27 protein-coding genes and 2 pseudogenes are annotated in these 25,882 nt (G+C 63.7%); 16 read left to right on the forward strand and 13 right to left on the reverse strand.

Annotated features, from left to right (window positions below):
* The first annotated feature begins 5 nt into the window (after positions 1–5).
* From HU752_RS21430 to HU752_RS21445, 4 genes are all read left to right on the forward strand, one after another.
* Complete coding sequence (locus tag HU752_RS21430) at positions 6–485, forward strand: YbaK/prolyl-tRNA synthetase associated domain-containing protein (protein WP_186675595.1); 480 nt, start codon at positions 6–8, stop codon at positions 483–485.
* 110 nt (positions 486–595) lie between these two features.
* Positions 596–1,189, forward strand: a complete 594-nt coding sequence (locus HU752_RS21435) for a GNAT family N-acetyltransferase (protein ID WP_225920051.1) — start codon at positions 596–598, stop codon at positions 1,187–1,189.
* Positions 1,190–1,257: 68 nt separating this feature from the next.
* Positions 1,258–1,593: a lysozyme inhibitor LprI family protein gene (locus HU752_RS21440; protein ID WP_186675593.1), complete on the forward strand. Its 336-nt coding sequence runs from the start codon at positions 1,258–1,260 to the stop codon at positions 1,591–1,593.
* Between the two features lie 378 nt (positions 1,594–1,971).
* A complete protein-coding gene (locus tag HU752_RS21445) occupies positions 1,972–3,162 on the forward strand; it encodes a DUF2252 family protein (RefSeq protein WP_186675590.1) in 1,191 nt (396 codons plus the stop codon).
* Positions 3,163–3,198: 36 nt separating this feature from the next.
* Here HU752_RS21445 and HU752_RS21450 read toward each other — a convergent pair whose 3' ends face one another.
* Positions 3,199–4,071 (reverse strand): undecaprenyl-diphosphate phosphatase, encoded by an 873-nt coding sequence (locus HU752_RS21450; protein ID WP_186675588.1) that lies wholly within the window; start codon positions 4,069–4,071, stop codon positions 3,199–3,201.
* Positions 4,072–4,396: 325 nt separating this feature from the next.
* Between HU752_RS21450 and HU752_RS21455 the strand changes: the two genes are divergently transcribed.
* On the forward strand, positions 4,397–4,681 hold the full coding sequence (locus HU752_RS21455) for a BrnT family toxin (RefSeq protein ID WP_437182270.1): 285 nt from the start codon (positions 4,397–4,399) through the stop codon (positions 4,679–4,681).
* 3 nt (positions 4,682–4,684) lie between these two features.
* A complete protein-coding gene (locus HU752_RS21460; RefSeq protein WP_186675586.1) occupies positions 4,685–4,882 on the forward strand; it encodes a hypothetical protein in 198 nt (65 codons plus the stop codon).
* Between the two features lie 43 nt (positions 4,883–4,925).
* On the opposite strand, the gene HU752_RS21465 is transcribed toward HU752_RS21460, so the two are convergent.
* Entirely contained in the window at positions 4,926–5,069 is a 144-nt protein-coding gene (locus HU752_RS21465) for a hypothetical protein (RefSeq protein ID WP_186675582.1), read from the reverse strand.
* Positions 5,070–5,351: 282 nt separating this feature from the next.
* On the opposite strand from HU752_RS21465, the gene HU752_RS21470 reads away from it, so the two are divergent.
* The 5 genes from HU752_RS21470 to HU752_RS21490 all read left to right on the forward strand — a co-directional run bounded on the left by HU752_RS21470 (position 5,352) and on the right by HU752_RS21490 (position 7,538).
* Positions 5,352–5,672: a YXWGXW repeat-containing protein gene (locus tag HU752_RS21470; protein ID WP_186675579.1), complete on the forward strand. Its 321-nt coding sequence runs from the start codon at positions 5,352–5,354 to the stop codon at positions 5,670–5,672.
* A gap of 79 nt (positions 5,673–5,751) precedes the next feature.
* Positions 5,752–6,333, forward strand: a complete 582-nt coding sequence (locus HU752_RS21475; protein ID WP_186675576.1) for an RNA polymerase sigma factor — start codon at positions 5,752–5,754, stop codon at positions 6,331–6,333.
* The gene (locus HU752_RS21480; protein WP_186675572.1) at positions 6,330–6,767 is read left to right on the forward strand and encodes a hypothetical protein; all 438 of its coding nucleotides are present in this window, start codon (positions 6,330–6,332) and stop codon (positions 6,765–6,767) included. The genes HU752_RS21475 and HU752_RS21480 overlap by 4 nt, the downstream gene beginning before the upstream one ends.
* The gene (locus HU752_RS21485) at positions 6,764–7,237 is read left to right on the forward strand and encodes a periplasmic heavy metal sensor (protein ID WP_186675569.1); all 474 of its coding nucleotides are present in this window, start codon (positions 6,764–6,766) and stop codon (positions 7,235–7,237) included. The genes HU752_RS21480 and HU752_RS21485 overlap by 4 nt, the downstream gene beginning before the upstream one ends.
* 91 nt (positions 7,238–7,328) lie before the next feature.
* Positions 7,329–7,538: a YXWGXW repeat-containing protein gene (locus HU752_RS21490; protein ID WP_186675566.1), complete on the forward strand. Its 210-nt coding sequence runs from the start codon at positions 7,329–7,331 to the stop codon at positions 7,536–7,538.
* 10 nt (positions 7,539–7,548) lie between these two features.
* Here HU752_RS21490 and HU752_RS21495 read toward each other — a convergent pair whose 3' ends face one another.
* From HU752_RS21495 to HU752_RS21540, 11 genes and pseudogenes are all read right to left on the reverse strand, one after another.
* The gene (locus HU752_RS21495; protein ID WP_186675563.1) at positions 7,549–7,815 is read right to left on the reverse strand and encodes a hypothetical protein; all 267 of its coding nucleotides are present in this window, start codon (positions 7,813–7,815) and stop codon (positions 7,549–7,551) included.
* Positions 7,816–8,021: 206 nt separating this feature from the next.
* The gene (locus HU752_RS21500) at positions 8,022–9,386 is read right to left on the reverse strand and encodes an ArnT family glycosyltransferase (protein WP_225920052.1); all 1,365 of its coding nucleotides are present in this window, start codon (positions 9,384–9,386) and stop codon (positions 8,022–8,024) included.
* A 145-nt stretch (positions 9,387–9,531) separates the two neighbouring features.
* Positions 9,532–10,068 (reverse strand): annotated as a pseudogene (locus HU752_RS32250) (methyl-accepting chemotaxis protein); the annotation flags it as partial.
* A gap of 324 nt (positions 10,069–10,392) precedes the next feature.
* Positions 10,393–11,475 (reverse strand): annotated as a pseudogene (locus tag HU752_RS32255) (cache domain-containing protein); the annotation flags it as partial.
* Positions 11,476–11,529: 54 nt separating this feature from the next.
* Positions 11,530–12,543, reverse strand: coding sequence for a GlxA family transcriptional regulator (locus HU752_RS21510; protein WP_186675558.1), 1,014 nt, complete (start codon positions 12,541–12,543; stop codon positions 11,530–11,532).
* 12 nt (positions 12,544–12,555) lie between these two features.
* Entirely contained in the window at positions 12,556–13,554 is a 999-nt protein-coding gene (locus tag HU752_RS21515; protein WP_186675556.1) for a 4-hydroxyproline epimerase, read from the reverse strand.
* Positions 13,555–13,559: 5 nt separating this feature from the next.
* A complete protein-coding gene (locus tag HU752_RS21520) occupies positions 13,560–14,414 on the reverse strand; it encodes an ABC transporter permease (RefSeq protein ID WP_186675554.1) in 855 nt (284 codons plus the stop codon).
* Positions 14,411–15,259: an ABC transporter permease gene (locus HU752_RS21525; protein WP_186675543.1), complete on the reverse strand. Its 849-nt coding sequence runs from the start codon at positions 15,257–15,259 to the stop codon at positions 14,411–14,413. Before HU752_RS21525 ends, HU752_RS21520 begins: the two co-directional genes overlap by 4 nt.
* 2 nt (positions 15,260–15,261) lie before the next feature.
* Positions 15,262–16,374 (reverse strand): quaternary amine ABC transporter ATP-binding protein, encoded by a 1,113-nt coding sequence (locus HU752_RS21530; protein WP_186675540.1) that lies wholly within the window; start codon positions 16,372–16,374, stop codon positions 15,262–15,264.
* 73 nt (positions 16,375–16,447) lie between these two features.
* Entirely contained in the window at positions 16,448–17,299 is an 852-nt protein-coding gene (locus HU752_RS21535; RefSeq protein WP_186675537.1) for a glycine betaine ABC transporter substrate-binding protein, read from the reverse strand.
* 364 nt (positions 17,300–17,663) lie between these two features.
* Complete coding sequence (locus HU752_RS21540) at positions 17,664–18,356, reverse strand: GntR family transcriptional regulator (protein WP_217838496.1); 693 nt, start codon at positions 18,354–18,356, stop codon at positions 17,664–17,666.
* A 466-nt stretch (positions 18,357–18,822) separates the two neighbouring features.
* Here HU752_RS21540 and HU752_RS21545 point away from each other — a divergent pair, with 466 nt between their 5' ends.
* The 5 genes from HU752_RS21545 (at position 18,823) to gabP (ending at position 25,739) form a co-directional block, all read left to right on the forward strand.
* Positions 18,823–20,142, forward strand: coding sequence for an NAD(P)/FAD-dependent oxidoreductase (locus HU752_RS21545; RefSeq protein ID WP_186675534.1), 1,320 nt, complete (start codon positions 18,823–18,825; stop codon positions 20,140–20,142).
* A gap of 120 nt (positions 20,143–20,262) precedes the next feature.
* Positions 20,263–21,591, forward strand: coding sequence for an MFS transporter (locus tag HU752_RS21550; protein ID WP_186675531.1), 1,329 nt, complete (start codon positions 20,263–20,265; stop codon positions 21,589–21,591).
* Positions 21,592–21,695: 104 nt separating this feature from the next.
* The gene (locus HU752_RS21555; protein WP_186675528.1) at positions 21,696–22,595 is read left to right on the forward strand and encodes a dihydrodipicolinate synthase family protein; all 900 of its coding nucleotides are present in this window, start codon (positions 21,696–21,698) and stop codon (positions 22,593–22,595) included.
* Between the two features lie 4 nt (positions 22,596–22,599).
* Positions 22,600–24,087, forward strand: a complete 1,488-nt coding sequence (locus tag HU752_RS21560) for an aldehyde dehydrogenase (protein WP_186675525.1) — start codon at positions 22,600–22,602, stop codon at positions 24,085–24,087.
* A 251-nt stretch (positions 24,088–24,338) separates the two neighbouring features.
* Positions 24,339–25,739, forward strand: a complete 1,401-nt coding sequence (gene gabP / locus HU752_RS21565; protein WP_186675524.1) for a GABA permease — start codon at positions 24,339–24,341, stop codon at positions 25,737–25,739.
* Positions 25,740–25,882: the final 143 nt, after the last annotated feature.

Raw genomic sequence — 25,882 nt, forward strand, 5'->3', positions numbered from 1 at the left:
AGCCCATGTACCCCGTCTTCGATCGATTGGTCAGCCTGCTCGACAGCCACGGTGCCCGCTACCGGGTCCTGCAGCACGATGCCGAAGGGCAGTCGTTTCGGGTCGCCGACATCCGCGGCACTGAACCGGGCCAGGGCGCCAAGGCCATGCTCTGCGCCCTCAAGGGCCAGGCCGAGCGCTACGCCCTGGCGATTCTGCCGGGGGACCACAAGCTCGACATGAAAAAGCTCGGTGCGGCACTGGGCGGAAAAAAGGCCGAACTGGTGAAGGCCGAAACCGCCATGGCGCTGACCGGCTGCCGGATCGGTGCGATTCCGCCGTTCGTGTTCGACGAGCGGATCGAGCTGATCGTCGACCCGAGCCTGACCCGACGTTATGAAGAGATCGCCTTCAATGCCGGGCGACTGGATGCCTCGATGATCCTGGCGAGCCACGACTACCTGGCGATCACCCAGCCACGCCTGATCGACATCAGCCAGGCCTGAGGCGTGCGCAACAGAGCGGATTGGCACCGGTGTTTTCCCTGCAAATGGCCCTTGCCAAGGCACGGCGGCCTGACTGTAATGCGCAGGGAACCACCGCCTGAGTCGACACCGTGAAAAACCTCCTGCTTACCCGCGCCCTCGAAGGCCAGCGCCTGCTGCTGCGCCCGCTTCAGCTCGATGATGCCGACGCCCTGGTCCGGGCCGCCGAAGAGGGCGAGCTGTGGAACCTGCCGTTCACCGTGGTGCCGTCGCAGGCCACCGTCGAGGGCTACATCGGCAACGCCCTCGCCGGCCGCGACGCCGGCACCGTGATGCCCTTCGTCATCGTGCTCAAGGACACCGGCGAAGTCATCGGCTCCACCCGGTTCTGGAAGATCGACCGCCACTACCGCAAGCTGGAAATCGGCAGCAGCTGGATCGCGACACGCTGGCAGAAGAGCTTCGTCAACACCGAGGCCAAGTACCTGATGCTGCGCCATGCCTTCGAAGACCTGGAGTGTGTGCGGGTGCAGTTCACCACCGACGAAATCAACAGCCGTTCACGTGCCGCCATCCTGCGCCTGGGCGCCCAGCAGGAAGGCATCGTGCGCAACGAACGGATCATGCCCGACGGCCGCAAGCGCAACTCGGTGCGCTTCAGCATCATCGACGAGGAATGGCCGCAAGTGCGCGACCACCTGCAGGCACGCCTGCTGCGTAACTGAGCTGGGGAGCAAATCGCGCCCGGCCTGGTCTGATGGACGTCCAGGCAAAAACGACGATCAGGCAACGCATGAAAAAATCTTTATGGGCACTGGCCGCCCTCCCGCTGTTTTGTCATGGCGCACAGGCCGCCAGTTTCGACTGCGGGCGAGCCAAGCAGCCGACCGAAATCGCCATCTGCGGCGACCGCCAACTGAACGACCTCGACGTCGAGATGGCCACCACCTACCGACTGCTGCGCGGCCTGTTCGCCATGGGAAACCGGGGCGCCATGCAGGATGAGCAGCTCACCTGGCTGGCCGAACGTAACGCCTGCGGCAGCGACAATGCCTGCATCGAGCGCCAGTACCAGAAGCGCCTGGGGCAGCTGAAACAGCGTTATGACCGCATCGAGAAACCGCTCTGAAGCCTTGCCGGACGTGGCTTTGAGATAAAACATCTTTCACTGTGACGGGCGGCCGGGCTGTTTATATTGAACCCGCTCCTTTGATGAACCTCCCGTTGAGCCCGCCCGCATGCGGGCTCTTTTTTTGCCCTGTGGTTGCTGGCAGCCTGGGGATTTTTTGCCGAGACGAACGGCCCTTTCGCGGGCAAGCCACGCGCCTACAGGAATAGGTCGTATGCGAATTCTGTGCACGGCACGCCCCTGTAGGCGCGTGGCTTGCCCACGAAGACGCCAGCGCAGCCCCCACCTGTTCCGGATTGCCACCCAGGCGAAACCAATCCACACGCCCTACGCTCAAAGGCTCATGCCTGCACATCGACCAGCCAGAGAGCGTACGCCTTGAAACCACCTCGCCCCAGCCAACGCGCTGCCATCCTGTCCAACCTGCGCAACGAGAAAATGGCCCGCTCCGCCCATGCCTACGTTCGTGGCAACACCGCCCAGTTCTACGAGTGGCTGCACAGCCAGCGCGGCCGTCGCCTGCCCCATGGCCCGAACGTGTGGATCTGCGGTGATTGCCATGTCGGCAACCTCGGGCCGACCGGGGACGTCAACGGCGATATCGACATTCACATCCGCGACCTCGACCAGACCGTGATCGGCAACCCGGTGCACGACCTGGTGCGCCTGGCCCTGTCGCTGGCGACCGCCGCCCGTGGCTCGGACCTGCCCGGCGTGACCACCGCGCGCATGCTCGAGGAAATGATGGTCGGCTACGAGCAGGCCCTGCTGGACGACACCGACCTGGTGCCGCATCGCCCATCCCAGGTCAAGGCCGGCCTGCGCGATGCGGTCAAGCGCACCTGGAAAAACCTCGCCCGCGAGCGCATGGCGCACACCAAGCCGACCCTACCGATCGGCCGCCATTTCTGGCCCACCTCGCGTAGCGAGAAAGCCGCGATCAAGGCGCTCTGCGAGGGACCGGAAATCCACGACCTGGTCACCGCCCTCAAGGGCCGGCCACGCGATGCCCAGGTGCAACTGCTCGACAGCGCCTACTGGGTCAAGGGCTGCAGCTCCCTGGGGCTGATGCGCTATGCCGTGCTGCTCGGGGTCGGCGAGAAGGATGAGCAGGACTACTGCCTGCTCGACATCAAGGAAGCGGTGGCCGCCCTGGCCCCCCGCGGGGCCCACGTGCACATGCCCCGCGACAATGCCCGGCGCGTACTCGAAGGCGCACGCCAGCTGTCACCGAGCCTGGGCGAACGGATGATGGCGACGCGTTTCCTCGATCACGGGGTGTTCATCCGCGAGCTGCTGCCCCAGGACCTCAAGCTCGATCTGGACAGCCTCGACAAGACCGACGCCAAGCACGCCGCCGGCTACCTGGCGCGGGTGGTCGGCCTGGCGCACGCCCGGCAGATGGATGAGGCGACCCGCAAGAGCTGGCTGGCGGAACTGCAGCTGAATCGCTCCAGGACCCTCGATGCGCCCTCCTGGCTATGGACCAGCGTGGTGCAGTTGGTGGGCAATCACGAACAGGGGTATCTGGAGCATTGCCGGCGCTACGCGCTGCGGTCGGACCAGTGACCAGGCGCAGCCGCGAGGCCGCGCCTGGCCCTTGAGTCAGGAGAGGAAGCCTTGCTGCACGGCAACGATCAGGAAGATGCCGAGGACCGCGCGGTAGATCACGAATGGCCAGGTGGAGAAACGCTCGAGGAAACGCATCAGGCCCCAGATCGCGACGAAGGCCGAAACGCTGGCGACCACGATGCCGAACAGCAGGTGGCTCCAGGCCTCGGCCGGAATCTGCGCATGGTGCAAGACCCACAGTTCCTTCAGGCCAGCCAGGGCAATCGCCGGCAGGCCGAGCAGGAACGAGAAGCGGGCCGCCTCTTCGCGCTTGAAGTTGAGGAACAGCGCCGCGGTCAGGGTCGACCCGGAACGCGAGACACCCGGGATCAGCGCGCCAACCTGGGCGATGCCGACGATCAGCGCATCACGCAGGCGCATCTCGCCGACCACCCGCTGGTGTCGACAGGTGAACTCCGAGACGGCCAGCAATAGCGCCATCACCAGGCAGGACACGCCGATCACGGTCAGGCCGCGCAGGGGCGAGTCGCAGGTGTTCAGCAGGGAGGACAAGGCCAGGCCGGCAATGCCGATCGGGATGGTCGCCAGGATGATCGCCACCGCCAGCTTGAACCACTGGCTGTCGAAGTCACGCTGGCGCACGGCCGTGACACTGCCGCCGACCACATCGCGCACGTCGCGCCAGAAGTAGCTGACCACCGCCGCCAGGGCCGCCAGTTGCATGGCCGCCGAGAACGCCGAACCCGGGTCCTGCCAGCCGAGCACCGCCGGGACGATGCGCATGTGCGCGGTGGAGGAAATCGGCAGCAACTCGGTGATGCCCTGGATGATCCCGAGGATGCCGATCTGGAGGTAATTCAGCGAAGCGAAGCCGATATCGAGGCCGCTGGAGCAGACGTTAGACAAAATGAGTTCCTGAAAAAGGGCAAAGGGTTCACGGTCTTCGCACAGACGCGCAGCAGAGCCTTGAAGCGTAGACACAGTGCGGCGAATGATGGGCCGGTTTCCAGCGAATTTCCAGTTAAAACAAAAGCAAAAAGGCAAGCAGTAAACTAATTCTATTTATGACAAAGCCGCAACGATCCTCGCGCCGCAGTGCGCTGAACCCTCGCTCGAACCCTTGCGAAACACCCCACGCCCTGGATGGGCCCGCTTAACACCGAGCATCAGGATTGCCGGTCCAAGAAGCTGTTCTCATGCCCTCGAACCCCGATTCACCCAGACAGGGCCCATGATGAGTACCTTCCAGATTCGATACGACGAAACCGCCAACACCACCAACAAACAGGAACATGCGGGAATCAGCCTGGCCGATGCCGAGGCGGTGTTCTACGACGAAGGGGCCCTCAGGCTCCAGGACCGGGAGGCTGAGGGCACACCCTGGATCATCATGGGACTGGATGCGACCCGACGCCTGCTCGTGGCCTCCTACACCCAGTCAGCGCCCGGCAGCGTGCAGCTCCTGGCGGCCCGAATCGCCTCGAGCCATGAAACCCGCCAATATCTGGAGAACTGATCGATGAAGGCACAATACGATTTCGCCCGGGCCCAGCGCGGCGCGGTGGCCGCCATTGACGGCAAGACCCGCATCACCCTTCTGCTCGACGACGCCGTGGTGACGGCCGCACGGACCCGTGCGCAAAGCGACACCACCGGTAGTCAGAGCCTCATCAACGACCTGCTGCGCCAGGCCCTGGCGGCGCCGGCGGCGCCATGAGGCCGATCCCGGGCCCGTCATTGCACGGGCCCGGGACAAGCGGTCAGACCGCCGCATCCTGCGTCGAGTGCGCGACAGCGCCGTAGTAGCGCCAGCAGCAATGGTCCCTGTGCCCCGGCAGAATCACACAGCCGCTGAGGCTCAGCAGCAGGACAGCGGCAACGAGCAGCGAGAGACGACGTGACATGGTGATTTTCCTCATGGTGCGGTGGGGGTAAGACCGGTCAATGGGTGACGCACAGCGCCAGCCCATTGCCAGCGGTTACCGGTTAAACGCATCCACCTGACGGAATCCGTCGCGACCGTCGCACGATTTCATCAACGCCCTGCCCAGCCTGGACAATACTTGCCAGCGACAGCCCGAAACGCCCCGCGAAAATTTTTGCGTTTGCCGCGACGGATTTTTCCGGCGTCTTGCGTTCAACCCATCAGCAGCGTTCATTTTCGTCCGCCGCATGAAGGAGTTGTCATGAGACCTGCACGACCTCTGGCCAAATTTCGCCTTGCCCTGCTGATCCCCCTGGCCTTCGCGGCCCTGACCAGCACCCCGACCTTTGCCCAGCCCGAAATCATCATTCGCGAAGCGCCGCCGCCCATGCGCGTGGAAGCCGTCCCGATCGAACGTCCCGGCTACGCCTGGGACCGCGGGCACTGGCGCTGGGAAGGCCGTGGCTACGTCTGGGAGCCCGGCCACTGGCAGCGGATGCGCCACAACGCCCGCTGGGAGCCGGGTCACTGGGCGCCGCGCGGACCGAACTGGGTCTGGGTCGAAGGCCACTGGATTCGCTGAGTACACACCCCCGGCGGCGTAACCCGCCGCCGGGACATCCGCTTACCGAGGCTCAGCCACCGGACCGGGATTTGCCATATTGAAAGAAACTGATCCGGACGTTGAGTTGCTGGCCCGCATCGGCAACAACGAACCGGCGGCCGTCAACGAGATGGTGTCGCGCAAGCTGCCCCGTTTGCTGGCGCTCGCCGGTCGGATCCTCGGCGATGCCGATGAGGCCAAGGATGTCGCGCAGGAGAGTTTCCTGCGCATCTGGCGGCAGGCGGCGAACTGGCGCAGCGGCGGTGCCCGCTTCGATACCTGGCTGCACCGGGTCGCGCTGAACCTCTGTCACGACCGCCTGCGTCGGCGCAAGGAGCGCCCGTTGGCCGAGGACGAGGAACCGCTCGAGGTGCCCGACAGTACGCCGGCACCCGATGAACAACTGGAAGCGACCGCCCGCAGCGAGCAGATGGCCGCGGCGTTGGCGGCGTTGCCCGATCGGCAGCGCGAGGCCATCGTGCTGCAGTATTACCAGGAGCTGTCGAACATCGAAGCCGCGGCACTGATGAACATCAGCGTCGAGGCACTGGAGAGCCTGCTGTCGCGGGCCCGGCGCAACCTGCGCGGCTACCTCGCCGAAACGCTCGGCGATGCCGGACTAGGGAGGGAAAAACGATGACGCCCGAACGATTTGCCCAACTGGCCGAGGCCTATGGTGCGGACCTGCGGCGCTGGCCGGCTACGGAACAGGCCGGCGCCGAGGTATTGCTCGAACACCGCGACAGCACCGCCCTCGCCGCCTTGGATCAGGCCCGCGCGCTCGACAGCCTGCTGGACGGCTACCGCCTGCCGGCGCCGGACCCGGCGCTGGTGCGACAGATCCGTCTCTCGGCCAACACACCCCGCCAACCGTCGTTCTGGCAGCGCTATGCCGGCTGGCTGTCGCCTGCCGGTATTGTCGGGGTCGGCGTGGCCGGCATCGCCGCCGGCATCCTGGTGGCCTCGCTGAGCCTGCCGCTGCCGCTGCACTCAGCCGAAGTGCTGCCCAGCGTCTTCGATCACGGCGATGCCGACATCGTCTTCACCGTCAACGCCGAGGAAAGCGAGCAATGACCCCACCCAAGTACCTGAAACCGCTGCTGGTCGTGTCATTGCTGCTCAACGTGTTCCTGGTCGGCGGCGTCGCCGGCGGCCTGTATCACTGGCTGGCCAACGCCAAGCCCGCACAGGTCGCGATCAACCAGCACGGTTTGCGCCTGGCGCTGCAGCAGTTGCCCGAGCCCCGACGCAAGCAATTGCGCCAGTTGCTCAGGCAGAACCAGGCCAACAGCCAGCCGCTGGTCATGGCCGGGCGTGAGGCCCGCCTGGACGTGATTCAGCAACTGGAGGCGCCGACCCTCGACCGCAACGCGCTGCTGGCCGACCTCAGCCGCGCCCGTGAGGCGGACAACTCGCTACGGGTACTGGTCGACAACACCCTGGCGGACTTCGCCAGCAGCCTGCCGCAGGATGAACGCCAGGAACTGGGCAAGGCCTTGTACCCGCGTGGGCAGGGCAAGGCGAAAATCGCCAGAAAGGAGTGACCACAGCGACGGATCTGGCGGGCTACGGCGTTTAACAGACACAAGCCCGCCAGCCAGGCGTCGGCCCCATCGTCACTCAGGAATCCATGCCATGTCCCGAATACTCAAGGCCACCCTCGCCGCCGCCCTGATGGCGGCCACCCTGACCGGTTGCGTCGTCGAGCCGGTTCATCCACGTCGCCCGCCACCGCTCGTCGAAGTCGTCCCCGTGGCCCCCGCCCCCGGCTACCACTGGGTGGCCGGCCACTACCGCTGGGGCCATGGCCAGTGGATCTGGGTGCCGGGGCACTGGCAGTACTGATACCTGCCGGCTACACGTTGTCCTGCGTGACGCCATTGTGTGAAGCCCCCCGGGCAGCCACCTCCTCTGCCCGGTCGATCTCACTGCGCACCACTTCACACAGGTCTTCACAACAACGGAAGTAGGCACGCTCGGCGATCTTGACCGCCTTGAAACCCTCCTCCAGTGCTTGCGGGGGCGTCTTGCTCAGGGAGGCCACGGTCAACCGCCAGGCTGCGCGGGCGCTATCCCTGGCCGCCAGGTAGGGCGTCAAGAGTTCCGAGTCGATCATCGTCATGGGTGGCTCCTGCCAGGGGCGCTCAACTATTCGTCTGTCTGCAATCAATGTAGTGCGGATCAGGATAATTGCCTCATTTTTGCCCACCTCGGCAGTGCCCGACCTCGTCGTGGTACCCGATCGAACAGGCCCCTGCTGCTGCCATGTGTACCTTCCCGTGACCACCCGCTGTCACGATCCAGAGCCCAACCCCATCCACAGCCTCCTCACCAGAACCAGTACGGCAGGAACTTCGGCGTCGGCTCGTTCGCCAACTCCAGGTGATAGGTGATGGAGTTGAAGAAGAATGCATCCAGCGCCAGGAACGTCGTGACACCGAACAACAGAATGATCAGTTCACGATGACGATGATCAGCACAGTGTTTTCCAATCATATGACGAGCGATAACTAACAACATCAGGCTAGCGAGCACTCCAACATAGTTCGGTAGCAAGGGATGTGCCGCGAAGAAGTTATAGATGAAAACAAACGCGACCAGCCCCAGGCCAATCAACGGCAGCCTGAGACAGAAACGCAGCAACCCGTTCTTCGCACCTTCGAACAGGCCGCTTTTATCGACGAAGATATACGCCGCCAACAAGGAAATCGCCGGGGTGATCGACAGGATATAGCGGGCCTTTTTAGAGTTTGGAAGGGTAAAGAATACGATCAGGCCAATAAACCAGGCCGAGAGGTAGAACAACAGGGCGATGTCCGTCTTTTGCGGCGCACGGAAAAACTGCTTGTATCGACGTGCAATGACCTGCAGGGCAAAGAACACCGTGATGCCATAGGTCAACAGACCACCGGTGAAGTAGAAGTAGTAACGGGGTGCATGGTCGCTGGCGAAGCGATCCAGCCCCTGCATCATCAAGACCTCCCGCAGAAAGTCCATGCCGCCCTGCACATAGGCCGCCCAGGACAGCAGCGCGACCCCGGCGGCGAAAATCAGCCCGGACAGCAGCGAGAACACGATCAGCGCCCGCCACTGGCGGCTCAGCAAGTAGTAGCAACCGACGACGATCGATGGCCCGATCAGGCCGATAGGCCCGCGAAACGCAAAGCCCAGCGCCAGCGCGAGGTACACCAGCGGCTGGCGCGAACGGTCCTGCTTCATGTCCGCGCGATACACCAGGTAAAAGCAGATCACCGTAAAGAGCGCGGGATAGACATCCAGGGCCAGTGAGTTGACGCTATCGAGGAATGACCAGGTCAACAGCGAGAACAGTACGCCATACAAGCCCCACTTCCGATCGTGCAGTGCCCCCAGTTTATAGATGAACACCAATATCAACGACGCGGTTATGCAATAAGGCAAACCCATCGAAAGAACTGAAACCTGACCAAAAGGCAAGGACACCAGATACATCAACACCGTATTGGCGACCGTATAGTCGGGATAAGGCTTCAAGTCGTCGGCAATCGGAAACAGCGTCACGCCGTGATACAGCATGTACTCGGCGAAATCGACGAAACGAGTGGTGTAATTGAGAATGGCTGGCTTGTACTGCAAGCCCATGAAGACAATAAGCGCGAGTAGAAAAATACTCAGGCAGGGCTTTTTAGCCACCCGTCCTGTGAAGGCGTCCATAACGTCAGGGCTTCCAAAAAAAGGCGGATGTTACAGCGCCCCTTAGTGGAACGCCATAAACATCCGCAAAGTCTGGCGCTGTCGCCTTACAACAAAAACCGCTGTCGGAAACACTCTCACATGACCGACAGCAGTCGGCATGACCTCAGTACTTGAACCTCCCCACCAGCGTATTGAGCTCGCTGGAAATATCCGCCAGTTGCTCGGCATCGGTGCGTGCGGCGCGGGCCAGGTCCTCGACCTCGCGCGCATCGGTATGGATCTGCGTGATGTGCCGGTTGATGTCCTCGGCCACCTGGTGCTGCTCTTCGGCGGCCGTGGCGATCTGGCTGTTCTGGTCGCGGATGTTGTCCACCTGATCACGGATCTTGTTGAAGCTTTCGCGCGCCTGCTGGATACGGTCGACACTCTGGCGCGACATGTCGACGCTGGCCTGCATCTGCCGGGTGACGTTCTCGGTACCCCGCACCAGGTTGCCCAGCAGGCCGTCGATCTCGCCGGTGCTGTCGGCGGTGCGCCGCGCCAACGCACGGACCTCGTCGGCCACCACGGCAAAACCACGGCCCTGGTCGCCCGCACGGGCGGCCTCGATGGCCGCGTTGAGGGCCAGCAGGTTGGTCTGCTCGGCAATCGAACGGATGGTGTCGAGGATGCCGTTGATGTTGCGGCTGTCCGCTTCCAGCGCCTGCATGGCCTCGGTGGCCTGCTCCAGGTTGCTCGACAGTTGCCCGACGTTGTCGGTGGCCTCGTCGATCTGCCGCTGCCCGCTCTGTACATCACGCTGGCCAGCATCGGCCGAGGCCGCCGCCTCGGTGCAGGAACGGGCCACCTCGTTGGCGGTGGCGACCATCTCGTTGAACGCGGTACTGACCAGCTCGACCGCTTCGCGCTGGCGCAACGCGGCATCGTTCACCGCATGGGCGACCTTGCGGCTATCGCCACTGGTATGCTGCAGCCGGCCCGACGTGTGGCCGATGTTGCGCACCAGTTGGGCGATGGCGCCGAGGAACTCGTTGAACCAGCCGGCCAACACCGCCGTCTCGTCATTGCCACGCACGGCCAGGTTGCGGGTCAGGTCGCCCTCGCCCTGGGCAATGTCCTGCAAGCCGCTGGCCACGCCCCGGATCGGCCGGACGATGATCCCGGCAAACCGCGCGCCGACCAGGGCGAACAGCACCGCCATGGCCACCGCGGCCCAGAGAATGATCCAGCTCAGGCGATCGGCCTTGGCCATCACCTCCTGCTTCTCGATCAGCCCGATCAGGTGCCAGCCCAGGGCCTTGGAGGTGTAGACGTTGGCCATGTAGGTCACGCCCTTGAGCGTCACCTCGGTTGAGCCTTCACGCAGCGCCGCCAACGGCGCGTAGTCATTGCCCAGGTCGGCGAGACGCTTGAACGAATGCGCCGGGTCGGCGGCGTCGACCAGCACGTTGCCGTCGGCTTCGGTCAGCATCAGGTAACCGCTCTGTCCCAGCTTGATCTTGCGCACCAGCTCGGTCAGTTGCTTGAGCGAAACGTCCAGGCCCACCACGCCGCGAGGGTTGCCCTGGGCGTCGTTGACGGTGCGCATGGTGCAGATCAGCACCGAATCGCTGGCCGCCCAGTAGTAGGCCGGCGTACGGACGATGGTCCCCGGGGCCGCCATCGCCAGGCGGTACCAAGGCCGCGTGCGCGGGTCGTAGCCGGCCAGGTCCGGCACATCCGGCCAGGCGACGTAACCACCGTCATCCGTGGCCAACGACACATAGGCCGTGTTTGGGTGCGCCTTGGCAAAGGTGTCGAAGATATCCAGGGTGGTCTTGGCGATCGCCGGCGGCGCGACGGTCGCGGCGTCAGCGGCCATGTAGCGCTTGAGCCCGCTGAGCGAGGACAGCCGCGGGTCCTGGGACAGGTACTGGACGTTCTGGGAAATGCCGTCGAAGAACTGCTGCATGCCGTTGTCGATCTGCAGGATCTCGCGGGTGCTGCTGTCGACGAAGCCGTCCCGGGCCTCGTCGCGCAGGTTGACCACCACCACGGCCGCCACCAGCAGCAGCGGCACACCGGCAATCCCCGCAAACACGCACGTCAGTTTGTCTCTTATTTTCATTGTGGTCGATCCAGAACGTAAGGAAGGCCAGGGCCCAGGGCAGCCGGTGGCGGTTTACTCGAAGCGTTTTTCCCGCGAAGGTGGATAGCCGAAATAGGCGGTGTAGCACTTGCTGAAATGGCTGGGCGACACGAAACCGCAGGCCACGGCGACCTGCACGATGGTCAGCCCCGAGTGCTGCAGCAGCCGACGGCCTTCGGTCACCCGCAGTTCGAGGTAGTAACGCCGTGGCGTGGTGTCGAGTTGCTCCTTGAACAGCCGTTCGATCTGCCGCCGGGAGCGGTTGACGTAGCTCGACAGCTGCATCAGGTCCAGCGGTTCCTCCAGGTTCGATTCCATCAGCTTGACCACTTCGCGCAGCGGCTCGGCCATCTTCACGTGCAACTTGGGATTGACCCGGCGATAGCGCGAGGCCTCGAAGGCCAGGATGTCGATGATGCCGTCGACCAGCGCGCCGTTGCGCATCTTGCCGATCCATTCCAGCACCATGTAGAACGCCCCGGTCGGGCTGGCAGCGGTATAGCGATCACGGTCGACCATGTAGCTTTCGCTGGTGACCTGGCTCTCGCGCGACGCTTCGGCCAGCGCCGGCCGGTGTTCGGGATGGATCGCGCAGCGGTAGCCGTCGAGCAGGTTGGCCTGACCGAGAAACCAGGCGCCGTTCCACAATCCGCCCAGGGCAACGCCCTTCTCCGCCGCTTTCTTCAGGAACGCGCGCAGCTCCGGCTGTTCGTGCAGGGGCGTGCGCAGGCCGCCGCAGACCACCAGCAGATCGAAGTCGTCCGGGCTGCAACTGGCGAGGTCGGTGTCGGGGCGAATGACGATACCCAGGTCACTGACCACGTCCTGTCCATTGAGCGTCACGGTCCGCGTGGCGAACAGCGAAGGCTGCAACAGGTTGGCAGTCACGAGGGTATCGAGGGCCTGGGTGAATGCCGGCATCGAGAAATGCTCCATCAGGATGAACCCGACGCCGGCCTGCCCTGCAGGGGATGACTCGTCCTTCTTTTGCAGATAGCGATAGTTTTTGACCTGAAGACCACCGCTGAAAACTCTTCTATCTACCATTTATTGCTCATATCAAGTGATCTGAAAGCCATGAGCCAACGGATCCTCGTCATCGACGATGAGGGTGTTGTATCCGATGACCCTGGCCCAACCCGTTACGCTGGGCTGGATAGCGGTATAGGTACCGAGCGTGGTCTGTGACTCGACCCGCCCGGTGAAGGTGGTGCCGATCAGGCTCTGGTGGCGGAAGTCCTGGCCCACCGCGAGCCGGCCACGGCCGTGAAGTTGTGCCATGCGGGCACTGGTGCCCGTGCCGCCCGGGGAGCGGTCGATGGCCTGTTCGCCATAGAACACCGCGCAGCGCCCGTCGATCTGCGGGTTGTCCGGCTGGTCGCACCAGATCACGTGGTGCACGCCACGGATGCGCTCATCGAGCGGATGCACCGGGTCGATCACCGAGGCCAGTGCGCTGCGCAGCTTCTGGCTCAGGCTAATCAGCGTGGAGGCCTTGGCGCCTTCCAGCCCCGGCCAGTTCTGCTGGGGTTCGACGACGGCGTAGTAGTTGCCGCCGTAGGCGATGTCCACGGTAAGGCGCCCGACGCCCTCGATCTCCACCGCCACGTCGGTGGCATGCAGGTAGCTGGTGACGTTGAGCATCTTCACGCTACTGACCCGGCCGTCCTCCATGCGGTACTCGACATCGACCCGGCCGGCCGGCGTTTCCAGCGCCAGCTTGCCCGGCACCCGTGGCGTCACCAGCCCTTCCTGCAGGGCGCTGGTGACCAGGCCGATGGTCCCGGCGCCGCACATCGGCAGGCAGCCGCTGACCTCGATGAACAGCACGGCCACGTCGCAGTCATCGCGATACGGCGGGTAAAGAATGGCGCCGGACATCACGTCATGGCCGCGCGGCTCGAACATCAGCGCCTGGCGGACCCAGTCATGGCGCTCGACGAACAGCTCGCGACGCTCGGCAATGGGCAGGTGTGGCAGCATCGGTGCGCCACCGGCCACCAGTCGTACCGGGTTGCCGCAGGTGTGCGCGTCGATGCAGAAAAAGCTGTTCTTCATGGCGATCATTTCCCGTGGCGTGGCTTCTGATTACGTTCCAGTGCACCGCGCGAGACGCGGTCGAGCAGCAAGGCAACGGCGACGATCGCCAGCCCCGCCCGCAGGCCCAGGCCCATTTCCATGCGCGTCAGCCCACGGGTCACCTCGGCGCCCAGGCCACCGGCACCGACCAGGCCGGCCAGGACCACCATCGCCAGCGACAGCAGGATGCACTGGTTCAGACCGACCAGCAGGGTCGGCATGGCCAGCGGGATTTCGATCTTGAACAGGATGGTGCGCGGCGAGGCGCCCATGGCATTGCCCAGCTCCAGCATGTGCTTGGGGATCTGGTTGAACGCCAGGGTGGTCAGGCGCAGCATCGGCGGGATGCCGTAGATCACCGTGGCAATGATCGCCGGCACGCGACCGAGGCTGAAGATCATCACCGCCGGGATCAGATAGACCCAGGGCGGCACGGTCTGCATCACGTTCAGCAGCGGGCTCAGCATGGCGTCGACCCGCTTGATCCGCGAGGCCAGGATGCCCAGCGGGAAGGCGATGCTCACCGACAGCAGCACCGACACCGAGACCAGGGCGATGGTCTGCATCGAAGCGGTCCACAAGCCGGCGATCAGGCAGAAGCCGAGCATCACCGCCGCCAGTATCGCCACGCGCAGGCGCGCGGCCAGCCACGTGCCGATGAACACGATCGCGATCACCGCCAGCGGTGGCAAGGCCAGGAACGCCGACTCCACGGCGCCGAGCACCAGCGAGATCAGGTTGCTCACGGCCGCGAAGAAGCCGTGCATGTTGGTGTTCAGCCAATCGACCACCGGCGCGATGAAGCGCCCTGGAGAAAACTGCAGGTCGGCGAGGTTCATTCGCGATTCTCCCGGGCTTTGGGCGTGGCGCTCTGGGCCATGCGGTCGATCACCATGGTCAGGATCACGATGGCGATGGCCGCGTTGATCGAGGTGGCGATGTCGAGGGTGCGGATGGCGTTGTAGATCACCTGGCCCAGGCCGCCGGAACCGACGATACCGGCGATCACCACCATGCCGAAGGCCATCATCAGGCTCTGGTTGACCCCGGCCATGATGCTCGGCAGGGCGAACGGCAGGCGGATCTTGCTGAACATCTGCCAGTGGGTCACACCACTGGCGTTACCCAGTTCGACGAACGCGGTGGGCGTCATGCGGATGCCCAGCGCGGTGAGGCGAAACGCCGGGGCGAAGGCCACGATGAACGTCGCGATTAGCGCGGTGCCCGGGCCGTAGCCAAGCAAGGCGATGGCCGGCAGCAGGTAGATGTACGGCGGCAGCGTCTGGATCAGGTCCAGTGCCGGCTCCACCACCCGGTCCAGGGCCGGCAGCAGGCCGGCCACCACGCCCAATGGGATGGCGACGAGCAACGCCAGCACGGTGGCCGCGACCACCAGCGCCAGGGTGCTCATGGTTTCCGCCCACAGGCCGATGAACGCGCAGAACAGCATGGCCACCAGCGTGCCGATGGCAAAGCGCAGGCCCGCCAGGCGCCAGCCGAGGGCGGCCAGCAGCAGCGCGGTCACGTAGAACGGTGGCAGTTGCAGCAGCCAGTACAGGCCCTGGTACATGCCCTGCAGCCCGGCGTTGATGCCGTCGAACAGCGAGGACGCGTGGTCCTGCAGCCATTCGAGCATCGCATCGACGGTGCTGTCGAATTGTTCGGGAAAGCTTTCGAAGGCCATGATCACGCCCTCTCCCGCTGTTCGCCGGCGACTTCGGCGTGTTCGTTGGCGATGCCCTGCACGCCGCGCAGCAGGTCGCGGATGGTAATCACCCCGACCACCACGCCGGCCTGGACCACGGCCACCGAATCACGATCGGACTGGGTCGCCAGGCCGATGATGTGATCCAGGTCGGCGTCCGAAGCCACCTGGGCCAGGCGCGACACGTCGACACCCGGATGGGCCTGCTGGAACACGGCCAGCGGGGCCATGATCGAGTGCGCCTTGACCAGGTGCAGGCGCGAGATGCCCGCCACGAACTCGGCCACGTAGTCGTCGGCCGGGTTGAGCACGATGTCCTCGGCCGTACCGACCTGGATGATCATGCCGTCCTTCATGATGGCGATGCGGTCGCCGATGCGGATCGCCTCTTCCAGGTCGTGGGTGATGAACACCGCCGACTTGCCCAGCTCCTTGGTCAACTGGCGGAATTCGTCCTGCAGCTGGCGACGGATCAGCGGGTCGAGCGCACTGAACGGTTCGTCCATCAGGATCACTTCAGGGTCCGCGGTGATGGCGCGGGCCAGGCCGACACGCTGCTGCATGCCGCCGGAGAGTTCGTTCGGGTAGCGGTTGGCCCAGTCGCTGAGACTGACCTTGGCCAACGCCCGTTCGGCCACTTTCAGCCGTTCGGCCTTGGGTACACCCTGTACCTCAAGGCCAAAGGCGGTGTTTTCCAGCACCGTGCGGTGTGGCAGCAAGGCCACGCTCTGGAACACCATGCCAATGTGCTTGGCACGCATGTCGCGCAGTTGCTGGGGGTTGAGCGAATTGAGTTCACGCCCCTTGACCAACACCTTGCCGGCACTGGGCGTGATGAGTTTGTTCAACAGGCGGATCAATGTCGACTTGCCGCTGCCGGACAGGCCCATGATGCAGAAGATCTCACCACGGCGCACTTCCAGATTGACGTCGGATACCCCCACGACACAACTGTAATCATGAAGGATCTGCTTCTTCGAGAGCCCCTTTTCAATGACCGCGCGCATCGCCTCTTCGGAGCGCTCGCCAAATACTTTCCAGACAGACTGGCAACTGACCAGTACTTCTTGGGCGTCTACTGTTTGCGTACTCATATCAATCCCGTCCGGCCCTGTAGTTCAGGCCTGTAATGCATTCAAGTTCGGCAGCTGGCAATGTTGAAAACAATCAGTCTTTCTTGATGTTTTCCCAGCGTTTGAGCAACTCGGCGTGACTGTCGGTCCAGTCCTTGATTGCCGCGTCCATGCTCTTGCCATCCTTGACTTCACCGTTGATCGCCTTGATGTCGGCCAGTGGCACATAGACGCTGGCGATCACTTCACGCGCATGGGAATTGGCCGCGCTGAAGCCCTTCTGGCCGATCCAGTAGTAGCCTTGCGGTGGCGGGAAGATACCTTTCGGGTCGGCGAGGAACTTGACGTCGAACTTCTGGGTCATCCAGGACGGGTCCCAGATGGCCACGGCGACCCATTCCTTGCGGTCCACGGCGGCCTTGAGGGCGGCGGTCATCGCCGCGGTACTGCCTTCGAGCAGGTTGAGCTTGAGGCCATAGGCCTTGACCGCATTGGCGGCGTCGTTCATCAGGCCCGAACCGGGTTCGATACCGACGATCTTGCCACCGAACTTGTCGGCATTGGCGTTGAGCTCTTCCAGGGAATTGATGGTGACGTAGTTCGGAACGGCGATGGCCTGGTAGAGGCCGTAGGACACCGGCGAGATCTTCTCGAGCCGGTTCTTGTTCTTGTTCCAGTAGTCGGCGGCGGCATAGTCGACCTGGGAAGCGAGGATCTGCACGTCACCCTTGCCCAACGCCGCATAGGCGATGCCCCATTCGGAGAATTGGGTCACTTTTACCCTATAGCCCTGATCTTCCAGAACTTTCTTGGTAATACCGGTGATCGGTGTCAAATCTTCCCAGGACAAGGTGCCCATGGTGATGGTCTTTTCTTCGGCGTGGGTCGGCAGCACAACTGCCGCGGCCAGAGCCAATGCACAAAACGCTTTCTTAAACATCTTCATGGTGGTTCCCCGAATTGGTTATTTTTTGAAACGGCAGAACAAGCACTTGCTATTGTTGTTGGACTTCGGATGTTTGTTTTTTATTGTCGGTGTTAGTGTCTAAATCCTCTTTTACGGCACGCAGTCGCCCGTTCCTGGCAAAAGTCTCTGCCAGAAAGTCTGTACAACGTCACACTTGACGTTGATATTTAAATCAATTGAAAAGACCCTAGCCGTATTCGGTGAGTCCGCGCCCTCGCTTCTGTACCGGCCCTGTGCAAGCGGCCGGGAAATGACAGGCGTCGCCGTCGAGGATCGGCGCGTACCGCGCAATAACCACGGGCGCAGTCATACCTTCGAACCTCAACACGCAACACTCCAACGTTTAACTCAAGGGACCCTCCACCAGCGAGTCAGCCTTCAGCGCCTGCGGGGCAATGAACAGCTGCATGTTCGCTCGCGACAGCTCCCAGTGTTCGAACACCAGGTCCACCACCCGGTTTTCATCGTGCCTGGCAATCGCCTCGATGAACTCGTCGTGGTGTTCCACCGACAGGTCCAGGCGTTGCTCCATGTCCTGATCACGCGGCCGGTAGAACGTGTGGCCGATCCGTGCGTGATCGATCAACAACCGTGAAAGGCTCGGCTTCAGGTACGGGTTGCCAGCCATTTCACCCATGATTTCGTGAAAGCGGTTGTTCTCCAGCGACAGAGCCAGGGGATTTCTTTCCACCGAGGCCTGCCGAAAACGCTGCTGGGTCTGTTTCAACTCTTCCAATTGCGCCGGCGTGAAGTTCTGAACCGCCAGGCGCCCAATTGCAGCGTAGATCATCGGTGCAACCAGAAAAAAATTGCGCAGCGTCGAATGGTTCATCGGGATCACCCGGGTTCCACGGTTTTCGCGGATGTCCAGGTAGCCCTCACCTTCCAGGCGCCGAAACACTTCTCGAACCGGGGTGCGAGAAAGACCGTAGCGTTCACTCAAGGTGACCTCATCCAGAACCTGGTCCGGATCGAGCTCCATCGTCAGGATCTGCCGCTTCAGGTCTTCGTAAAGCCCAGTTTTGCCACTTTTCACCAGGGACCTCCGGTGTTCTGGATGCCAGTGATGGCACCGTGGTTGAGAACAGACTCCCACGCAACTCGGGCGTGGTCAATCCATTGAATTCACAATGTACACAGAGTGAACACAAGAGGAATTCACATTTTTCTATTTTAAATCAATCACTTAGCTCAGACTCCTGACACGAAAAATAGTCGGTTTTAAGCATGAATCTGTCGGAAATCGATAAACGTCGTTTTTCCAGACGTGCTTGCCGCCTCCCGCCGCTTTCCGTGCCTTGTGTCCAGGTCGACCAGTTTGCCTGCGACATCCCTTCGTCTGCCAACGACATTTACACCGGTTTGTTATCGAGCACGCTCAACGGCACTCGACAGCCGCGACGACCTGCCGCATATTTGTGGATACAACATGTATACATCCGATTTTCCGCCACGATTCGTGTCGTCGGCGGGTGATGTCAAATAACAATAGAGCGGTGCCCATGGTACAGATCAGTTCTCTTCCAGCCGACGACAAAACCTGCGGTTGGTATCACCTCAGCCAGAAGCGCCAGGCCCGCCCGGCGCATACCGGCCAGTCCAAGGCCCGCTGGGTGGTGGTCGGGGCCGGGTTCACCGGCCTGGCCGCCGCCCGTCAGTTGGCATTGGGTCATCCGAATGACGAAGTGATCCTGGTGGAAGCGCAGGAGGTCGGCTTCGGCACCTCCGGGCGTAACGCCGGTTTCGCCATCGACCTGCCCCACGATATCGGCGCCGAGGACTACATCGGCGACATCGATAACGCCAAGACCGTCCTCAAGCTGAACCTCTCCGGCCAGCGCTACCTCAAGCAACTGGTCGACACCTACGGCATCGACTGCCAGATGAAGTTCTGCGGCAAGTACCAGGCGGCCGTCGAAGATCGCGGCATGGCCGTGCTCGACGCCTACCGTCGCGGCCTGGAGAAACTCGGTGAGCCGTGCGAGATGATCGGCGCCGAGGCCCTGCGCGAGCGGGTCGGCACCTCCTTCTACCGCCAGGCGCTGTTCACCCCCGGCACCGCGCTGATCCAACCTTCGGCCCTGGTCAAGGGCCTGGCCGACACCCTGCCGAGCAACGTCAGCCTGTACGAGCACACGCCGATTCTCGAAGTCGAGTACAGCCCGCGCATCGTGCTCAAGCATGCCAACGGCAGCATCGAGGCCGACCGCCTGGTGCTGGCCAACAACGCTTTCGGCATGTACTTCGGCTTCCTCAAGGGCCGCATGCTGCCGATCTTCACCTACGCCAGCATCACCCGCCCGCTCACCGAAGAAGAGCAGGCGCGCCTGGGGGGCGACCCGTACTGGGGCATCATCCCCGCCGACCCGTTCGGCACCACCGTGCGCCGTACCCCGGACCAGCGCCTGCTGATCCGCAACAGCTTCAGCTTCAACCCGGATGGCCGTGCGAAAGAACGCTACCTGGAGCGCTTCATCGAGCGTCACCGCGCCTCCTACGCCCGGCGCTTCCCGATGCTGCCGAACGTGGACTTCGAATACACCTGGGGCGGTGCCCTGGCGATGACCCGCAACCACAACGGTTTCTTCGGCCAACTGGCGCCGAACGTCTACGGCGCCCTGGGTTGCAACGGCCTGGGCGTCACCCGTGGCACCGCCACCGGCAAGCTGCTGGGCGACTGGCTCAGCGGCCAGGACGATGAACTGACCCAGTACCTGCTCAAGGCCCCGGGCCCTTGTGCCAACCCGCCACAACCGTTCCTGTCCATGGGCGTGAACATGAACCTGCGCTGGGGCCAGTACCGCGCCGGCGCGGAAAGCTGAGGCCGCCCTCCTCCCCGACGGCCCCTGAATCACCTGCCGTGGCATCCCCGGATGCCGCGGTGCGGTCCTGCCCTGCCTGCACCCGGCCGGACACGCGAACGATCAACACGTGGAGACCACATGAAAAACAACAATCATTCGATCGAAGACGCACCCCTCAACAGTTTTCACCAGCGCCTGACCGTGCGTTCCGGCGGCGGCTCCTTCGTTGACGGCTATGTACTGAGCATCGTCGGCGTCGCCATGGTGCACATGGCCGCCGCCCTGAGCCTCAATGCCTTCTGGCAAGGCCTGATCGCCGCTTCGGCGCTGATCGGGATCTTCTTCGGCGGTTTCGTCGGCGGCTGGCTGACCGACCGTTTCGGTCGTCAACGCATCTTCTTCGTCGGCCCGACCCTGTTCATCCTCTGCTCGCTGGCCCAGCTCTGGGCCCAATCCGGTGAAGAGATCTTCATCGCCCGCCTGCTGCTGGGCGTGGCCATCGGGATCGAATACCCGGTCGCCACCGCCCTGCTGGTGGAATTCCTGCCACGCAAGTATCGCGGTCCACGCCTGGCCACCCTGACCATCCTCTGGTTCGCCGGTGCCGCCTTCGCCTACCTGGTCGGCGAGCTGTTGATCCACTTCGCCGGTCCCGATGCCTGGCGCCTGGTTCTGGCCAGTGCCGCGGTGATTGGCGCCCTGCTGTTCCTGGTACGCCTGGGCACCCCCGAGTCGCCCCGCTGGCTGCTCAAGAAAGGCCGCGCCCAGGAAGCCGAAGCGATCATCCAGCAGGTGTTCGGTCCGTCGTACTCGCTGGCCAACCTGCCAGAAGAGCCGGCCGAGCGCAAAGTCTCGATCCTCAGCCTGCTGCACTCGGGCTACGGCAAGCGCATGCTGTTCGTGACCATGTTCTGGACCTGCTCGGTCATCCCGGTGTTCGCCGTGTACGCCTTCGCCCCGCAAGTGCTGCGCGCGCTCAACCTGGACGGCACCCTGGCGTCGGTCGGTTCGGTGGCGATCACCCTCTTGTTCGTGGTCGGCTGCATCGTCGCCACCCGCCTGATCAATGGCCTGGGTCGGCGCAAGATGCTGATCCACAGCTTCTTCTGGTCCGGCCTGGCCCTGCTCGCCCTGGGCGCCTCGCACAACGCCTCGGGCCTGGTCATCCTCGCCCTGTTCGGCGCCTACGCGCTGTTCATCGGCGGTGCCCAGGTGCTGCAACTGGTGTACCCGAACGAAATCTTCCCGACCGAGATCCGTGCCCAGGCCGTGGGCGTCGGCACCTCGATGTCGCGTATCGGCGCCGCTGTCGGCACCTGGCTGGTACCGGCGGCGCTCGACAACTTCGGTATCGAGCAAACCATGTACGCCGCCGCCATCGTCACCTTCGTCGGCCTGGCCTTCTCCTGGGCCCTGGCACCGGAAACCCGCTCGCTGAACCTGCAGCAGGCCGCTTCGCTGAACTGACCGTTTTTTTGCTGACTGCCTTTAAGAACTGAGTAGCACCGACGCCGCCAGCACCACGTTCGCTGGCGGCGTCATCCCGACCCTTGTTTCTCTGGAGAACAATGATGAACTTCGACGGTATCTTTACCCCCGCGATCACCCCCCTGGCCGCTGACGGCTCCATCGACACCGGCGCCTTCGCCCAAGTCCTGGAGTACTTGGTGGAGCAGAAGGTCCACGGCATCATCATCGGCGGCTCGACCGGCGAGTACTACGCCCACAGCATCCAGGAACGCCTGGACCTGACCCGCCTGGCCGCCGAAGTGCTCAACGGCCGCACCCCACTGGTGATCGGCACCGGCGCCATCCGCACCGAAGAGTCGGTGGCCTACGCCGAAGCCGCCAAGGCTGCCAAGGCCGACGCCATCCTGGTCGGTTCGCCACCCTACGCGCTGCCAACCCAGCAGGAAATCGCCAACCACGTGCTGGCCGTCGACCGCGCCGCCGACCTGCCGATCATGCTCTACAACTACCCTGGCCGCATGAGCGTCGACATGGGCCCCGAGTTCTTCGACGCCGTGAGCGGCAGCCGCAACATCGTCGCGATCAAGGAAAGCTCGGGTGACATCGCCCGCATCCACCACTTCGGCGAGCGCTACCCACAAATCGCCCTGTCCTGCGGCTGGGACGACCAGGCCCTGGAATTCTTCGCCTGGGGCGCGCGCAGCTGGGTTTGCGCCGGCTCCAACTTCATCCCGGCCGAACACATCGCCCTGTACGAAGCCTGCGTGCTGGAAGGCGACTTCGCCAAGGGCCGCAAGATCATGTCCGCCATGATGCCGCTGATGGACTTCCTCGAAGGTGGCAAGTTCGTCCAGTCGATCAAGCACGGCGTGGCCCTCAACGGCCTGGTCACCGGTGGCGTGCGCGCTCCGCTGAGCGGCCTGGACGAGCAGGAACAAGCCGCCCTGCAGGAAATCATCAAGACCCTCAAGGCCAAAGTCGCCGCAATCAAGGGAGCCTAAGCAGATGGCCGACGTACTGAGCAAGGACGAATACGCGGCGATCGCCGCCAACCTGAAGTTCCCGACCCAGGCCTACATCGGTGGCGAGTTCCGCAACTCCCTGACCGGTCGCACCTTCGACACCTTCAACCCGGCCAACGGCCAGTTGCTGGCGAAGATCACCGCCTGCGACAGCACTGACGTCGACGTGGCCGTGGCCGCGGCCAAGGAAGCCTTCGACGACGGTCGCTGGCACCTGCTCTCGCCGGGCGAGCGCAAGCACGTGCTGCTGCGCTTCGCCCAACTGCTGGAAGACAACTCGCACGAGCTGGCCGTGCTGGAAAGCCTGGACAGCGGCAAGCCGGTTGGCGAATGCCAGGCCACCGACGTGCCGGAAACCATCCACACCCTGCGCTGGCACGCCGAGCTGATCGACAAGATCTACGACGCCAGCGCCCCGACCGGTTCGGGCGCCCTGACCATGGTCGTGCGCGAGCCGATCGGTGTGGTCGGCCTGGTGCTGCCATGGAACTTCCCGCTGCTGATGCTGGCCTGGAAAATCGGCCCGTCCCTGGCCGCCGGTTGCTCGATCGTGGTCAAGCCCGCCAAGGAAACCACCCTGACCGCCCTGCGCGTCGCCGAACTGGCGCACCAGGCCGGCATCCCGGCCGGCGTGTTCAACGTCGTGCCTGGCGGTGGCAAGGAAGTCGGCGAGCCCCTGGGCCGTCATGACGACGTGACCATGGTCAGCTTCACCGGCTCGACCGACACCGGTCGCCTGTTCCTGCAATACGCAGCCGAGTCCAACCTCAAGCGCATCGTGCTGGAGCTGGGTGGCAAGAACCCGGCCGTGGTCATGGACGACGTCGAGGACCTGGATCGCGTGGCCCGCCACGTGGTCAACGGCGCCTTCTGGAACATGGGCGAGAACTGCTCGGCCTCCTCGCGCCTGATCGTCCACGAGGACATCAAGGACGCCCTGCTCGAGCGCATCGGCGTGCAACTGCGCGACTGGAGCCTGGGCGACCCGCTGGACCCGGCCAACCGCCTGGGTTCGCTGGTCAGCAAGTCGCACTTCGAAAAAGTCCGCAGCTACATCGAGAAGGCCGCCGGCGACAAGCTGTCGATCATCTTCGGTGGCAAGGCCGCCGACGGCTTCGTCGAGCCGACCGTGGTCGACAACGTGCCGTCCGACAACACCCTGTTCCGTGAGGAGGTGTTCGGTCCGGTGCTGAGCGTGACCTCGTTCAAGACCCTCGACCAGGCGATCGAGCTGGCCAACGACACCATCTACGGCCTGGCCGCCTCGGCCTACACCGGCAGCCTGCGCAACGCGCTGCGCCTGTCGCGTGAAATCCGTGCCGGTATCGTCACCGTCAACACCTTCGGCGAAGGCGATGCCTCGACGCCGTTCGGTGGCTACAAGCAGTCCGGTTTCGGCGGTCGCGACAAGTCCCAGTGGGCGCACGACCAGTACACCGAGCTGAAAACCATCTGGATCGACGCCAACTGATCCAGGCGGTACGTTTCACCCCCACGCGCCGCGCCCGCGGCGTGTGGGGCTCTATCTCGCACCTTCCGTCCCCCTTTCCCACCTCATTGCCGCGCCACTGAATCGATAAACGACGCTCACGTACACGTTTACGACGATCTGGAACATCCCCGCCGAACCCACCCTGCTTAGCGTAATAGGCGACATCGCCCTTCTAGCCCCGGCTATGACAGGCGTTGCCCTCAACAATTTCAATAAGAAGGGCTTCAACGATGACCATGCCTACCTCCGGCGCAGGCGACAGCCTCGCGCAAGGCTTCAAGACCCGTCATATCACCATGCTGTCCATCGCCGGCATCATCGGCGCCGGACTCTTCGTCGGCTCCGGCCACGCCATCGCCTCCGCCGGCCCCGCCGCGATCCTCGCCTATGTCATGGCCGGTGCCCTGGTGGTACTGGTGATGCGCATGCTCGGCGAAATGGCGGTGGCCAACCCCGACACCGGTTCGTTCTCCACCTACGCCGACCAGGCCATCGGCCGCTGGGCCGGCTACACCATCGGCTGGCTGTACTGGTGGTTCTGGGTGCTGGTGATTCCGATCGAGGCCATCGCCGCCGGCAACGTGCTGAACCACTGGCTGCCGATGTTCGACAGCTGGGTGTACGCGCTGGGCATCACCGTGGCGCTGACCGCCACCAACTTCTTCAGCGTCAGCAAGTACGGTGAGTTCGAGTTCTGGTTCGCCATGCTCAAGGTCATCGCCATCGTCGCCTTCATCGTCCTCGGCGCGGCGGGCCTGGCCCACCTGTTGCCGAACGTGGAAGTCAGCGGCCTGAGCCAGCTGACCCAGGCCCACGGCGGCTTCATGCCCAACGGCTGGACCGCGATCATCGGCGCCCTGCTGACCACCATGTTCAGCTTCGTCGGCACCGAGGCGGTGACCATCGCCGCCGCCGAGTCGCGTGACCCGGAGCGCAACATCACCCGCGCCACCCGCTCGGTGATCTGGCGCATCAGCGTGTTCTACCTGCTGTCGATCTTCATGATCATCTCCATCGTGCCGTGGAACGACCCGCTGCTGCCGGTGCAGGGTTCCTACCAGCGCGCCCTGGAAATCATGAACATCCCCTACGCCAAGGCCCTGGTGGACATGGTGGTGCTGGTGGCGGTCGCCAGCTGCCTGAACTCGTCGATCTACATCTCCTCACGGATGGTCTTCTCCCTGGCCAAGCGCGGCGATGCCCCATCGCTGATCCAGCGTACCTCGTCCGCCGGCGTCCCGCGTGCCGCCGTGGTCGCCAGCACCCTGATCGGCATGCTCGCCACCGTGGTCAACTTCTTCGCGCCCAAGGCGGTGTTCGACTTCCTGCTCGCCACCTCCGGCTCCATCGCCCTGCTGGTGTACCTGGTGATCGCCGTCAGCCAACTGCGCAGCCGTGCCCAGCGGCAGAAACGCGGTGAGACCATCGCCTTCGGCATGTGGCTGTTCCCGTGGCTGACCTGGCTGGTGATCGCGTTCGTGGTGTTCGCCCTGGGCGTGATGTTCAACATGCCGGAGCACCGCATGGAGGTGACCGCGACCCTGGCATTGGCGGCGCTGATCGTGGCGCTGGGGGTGTTTACCCGCCGGCCGCAGCCTGCGCTGGCCACTGCGCGTCAGGCGATTGGCTGATAAGGAAGGCGACTGGCGCCTTCGCGGGCAAGCCGCGCGCCTACAGACATGAGGCGTTCGCAAACTCTGCGTACGACACCGTCCCTGTAGGAGCGCGGCTTGCCCGCGACAGGGCCATCAGCCGCACCACAGGAACACCCTGG

This window comes from Pseudomonas vanderleydeniana (assembly GCF_014268755.2).
GTDB lineage: Bacteria > Pseudomonadota > Gammaproteobacteria > Pseudomonadales > Pseudomonadaceae > Aquipseudomonas > Aquipseudomonas vanderleydeniana.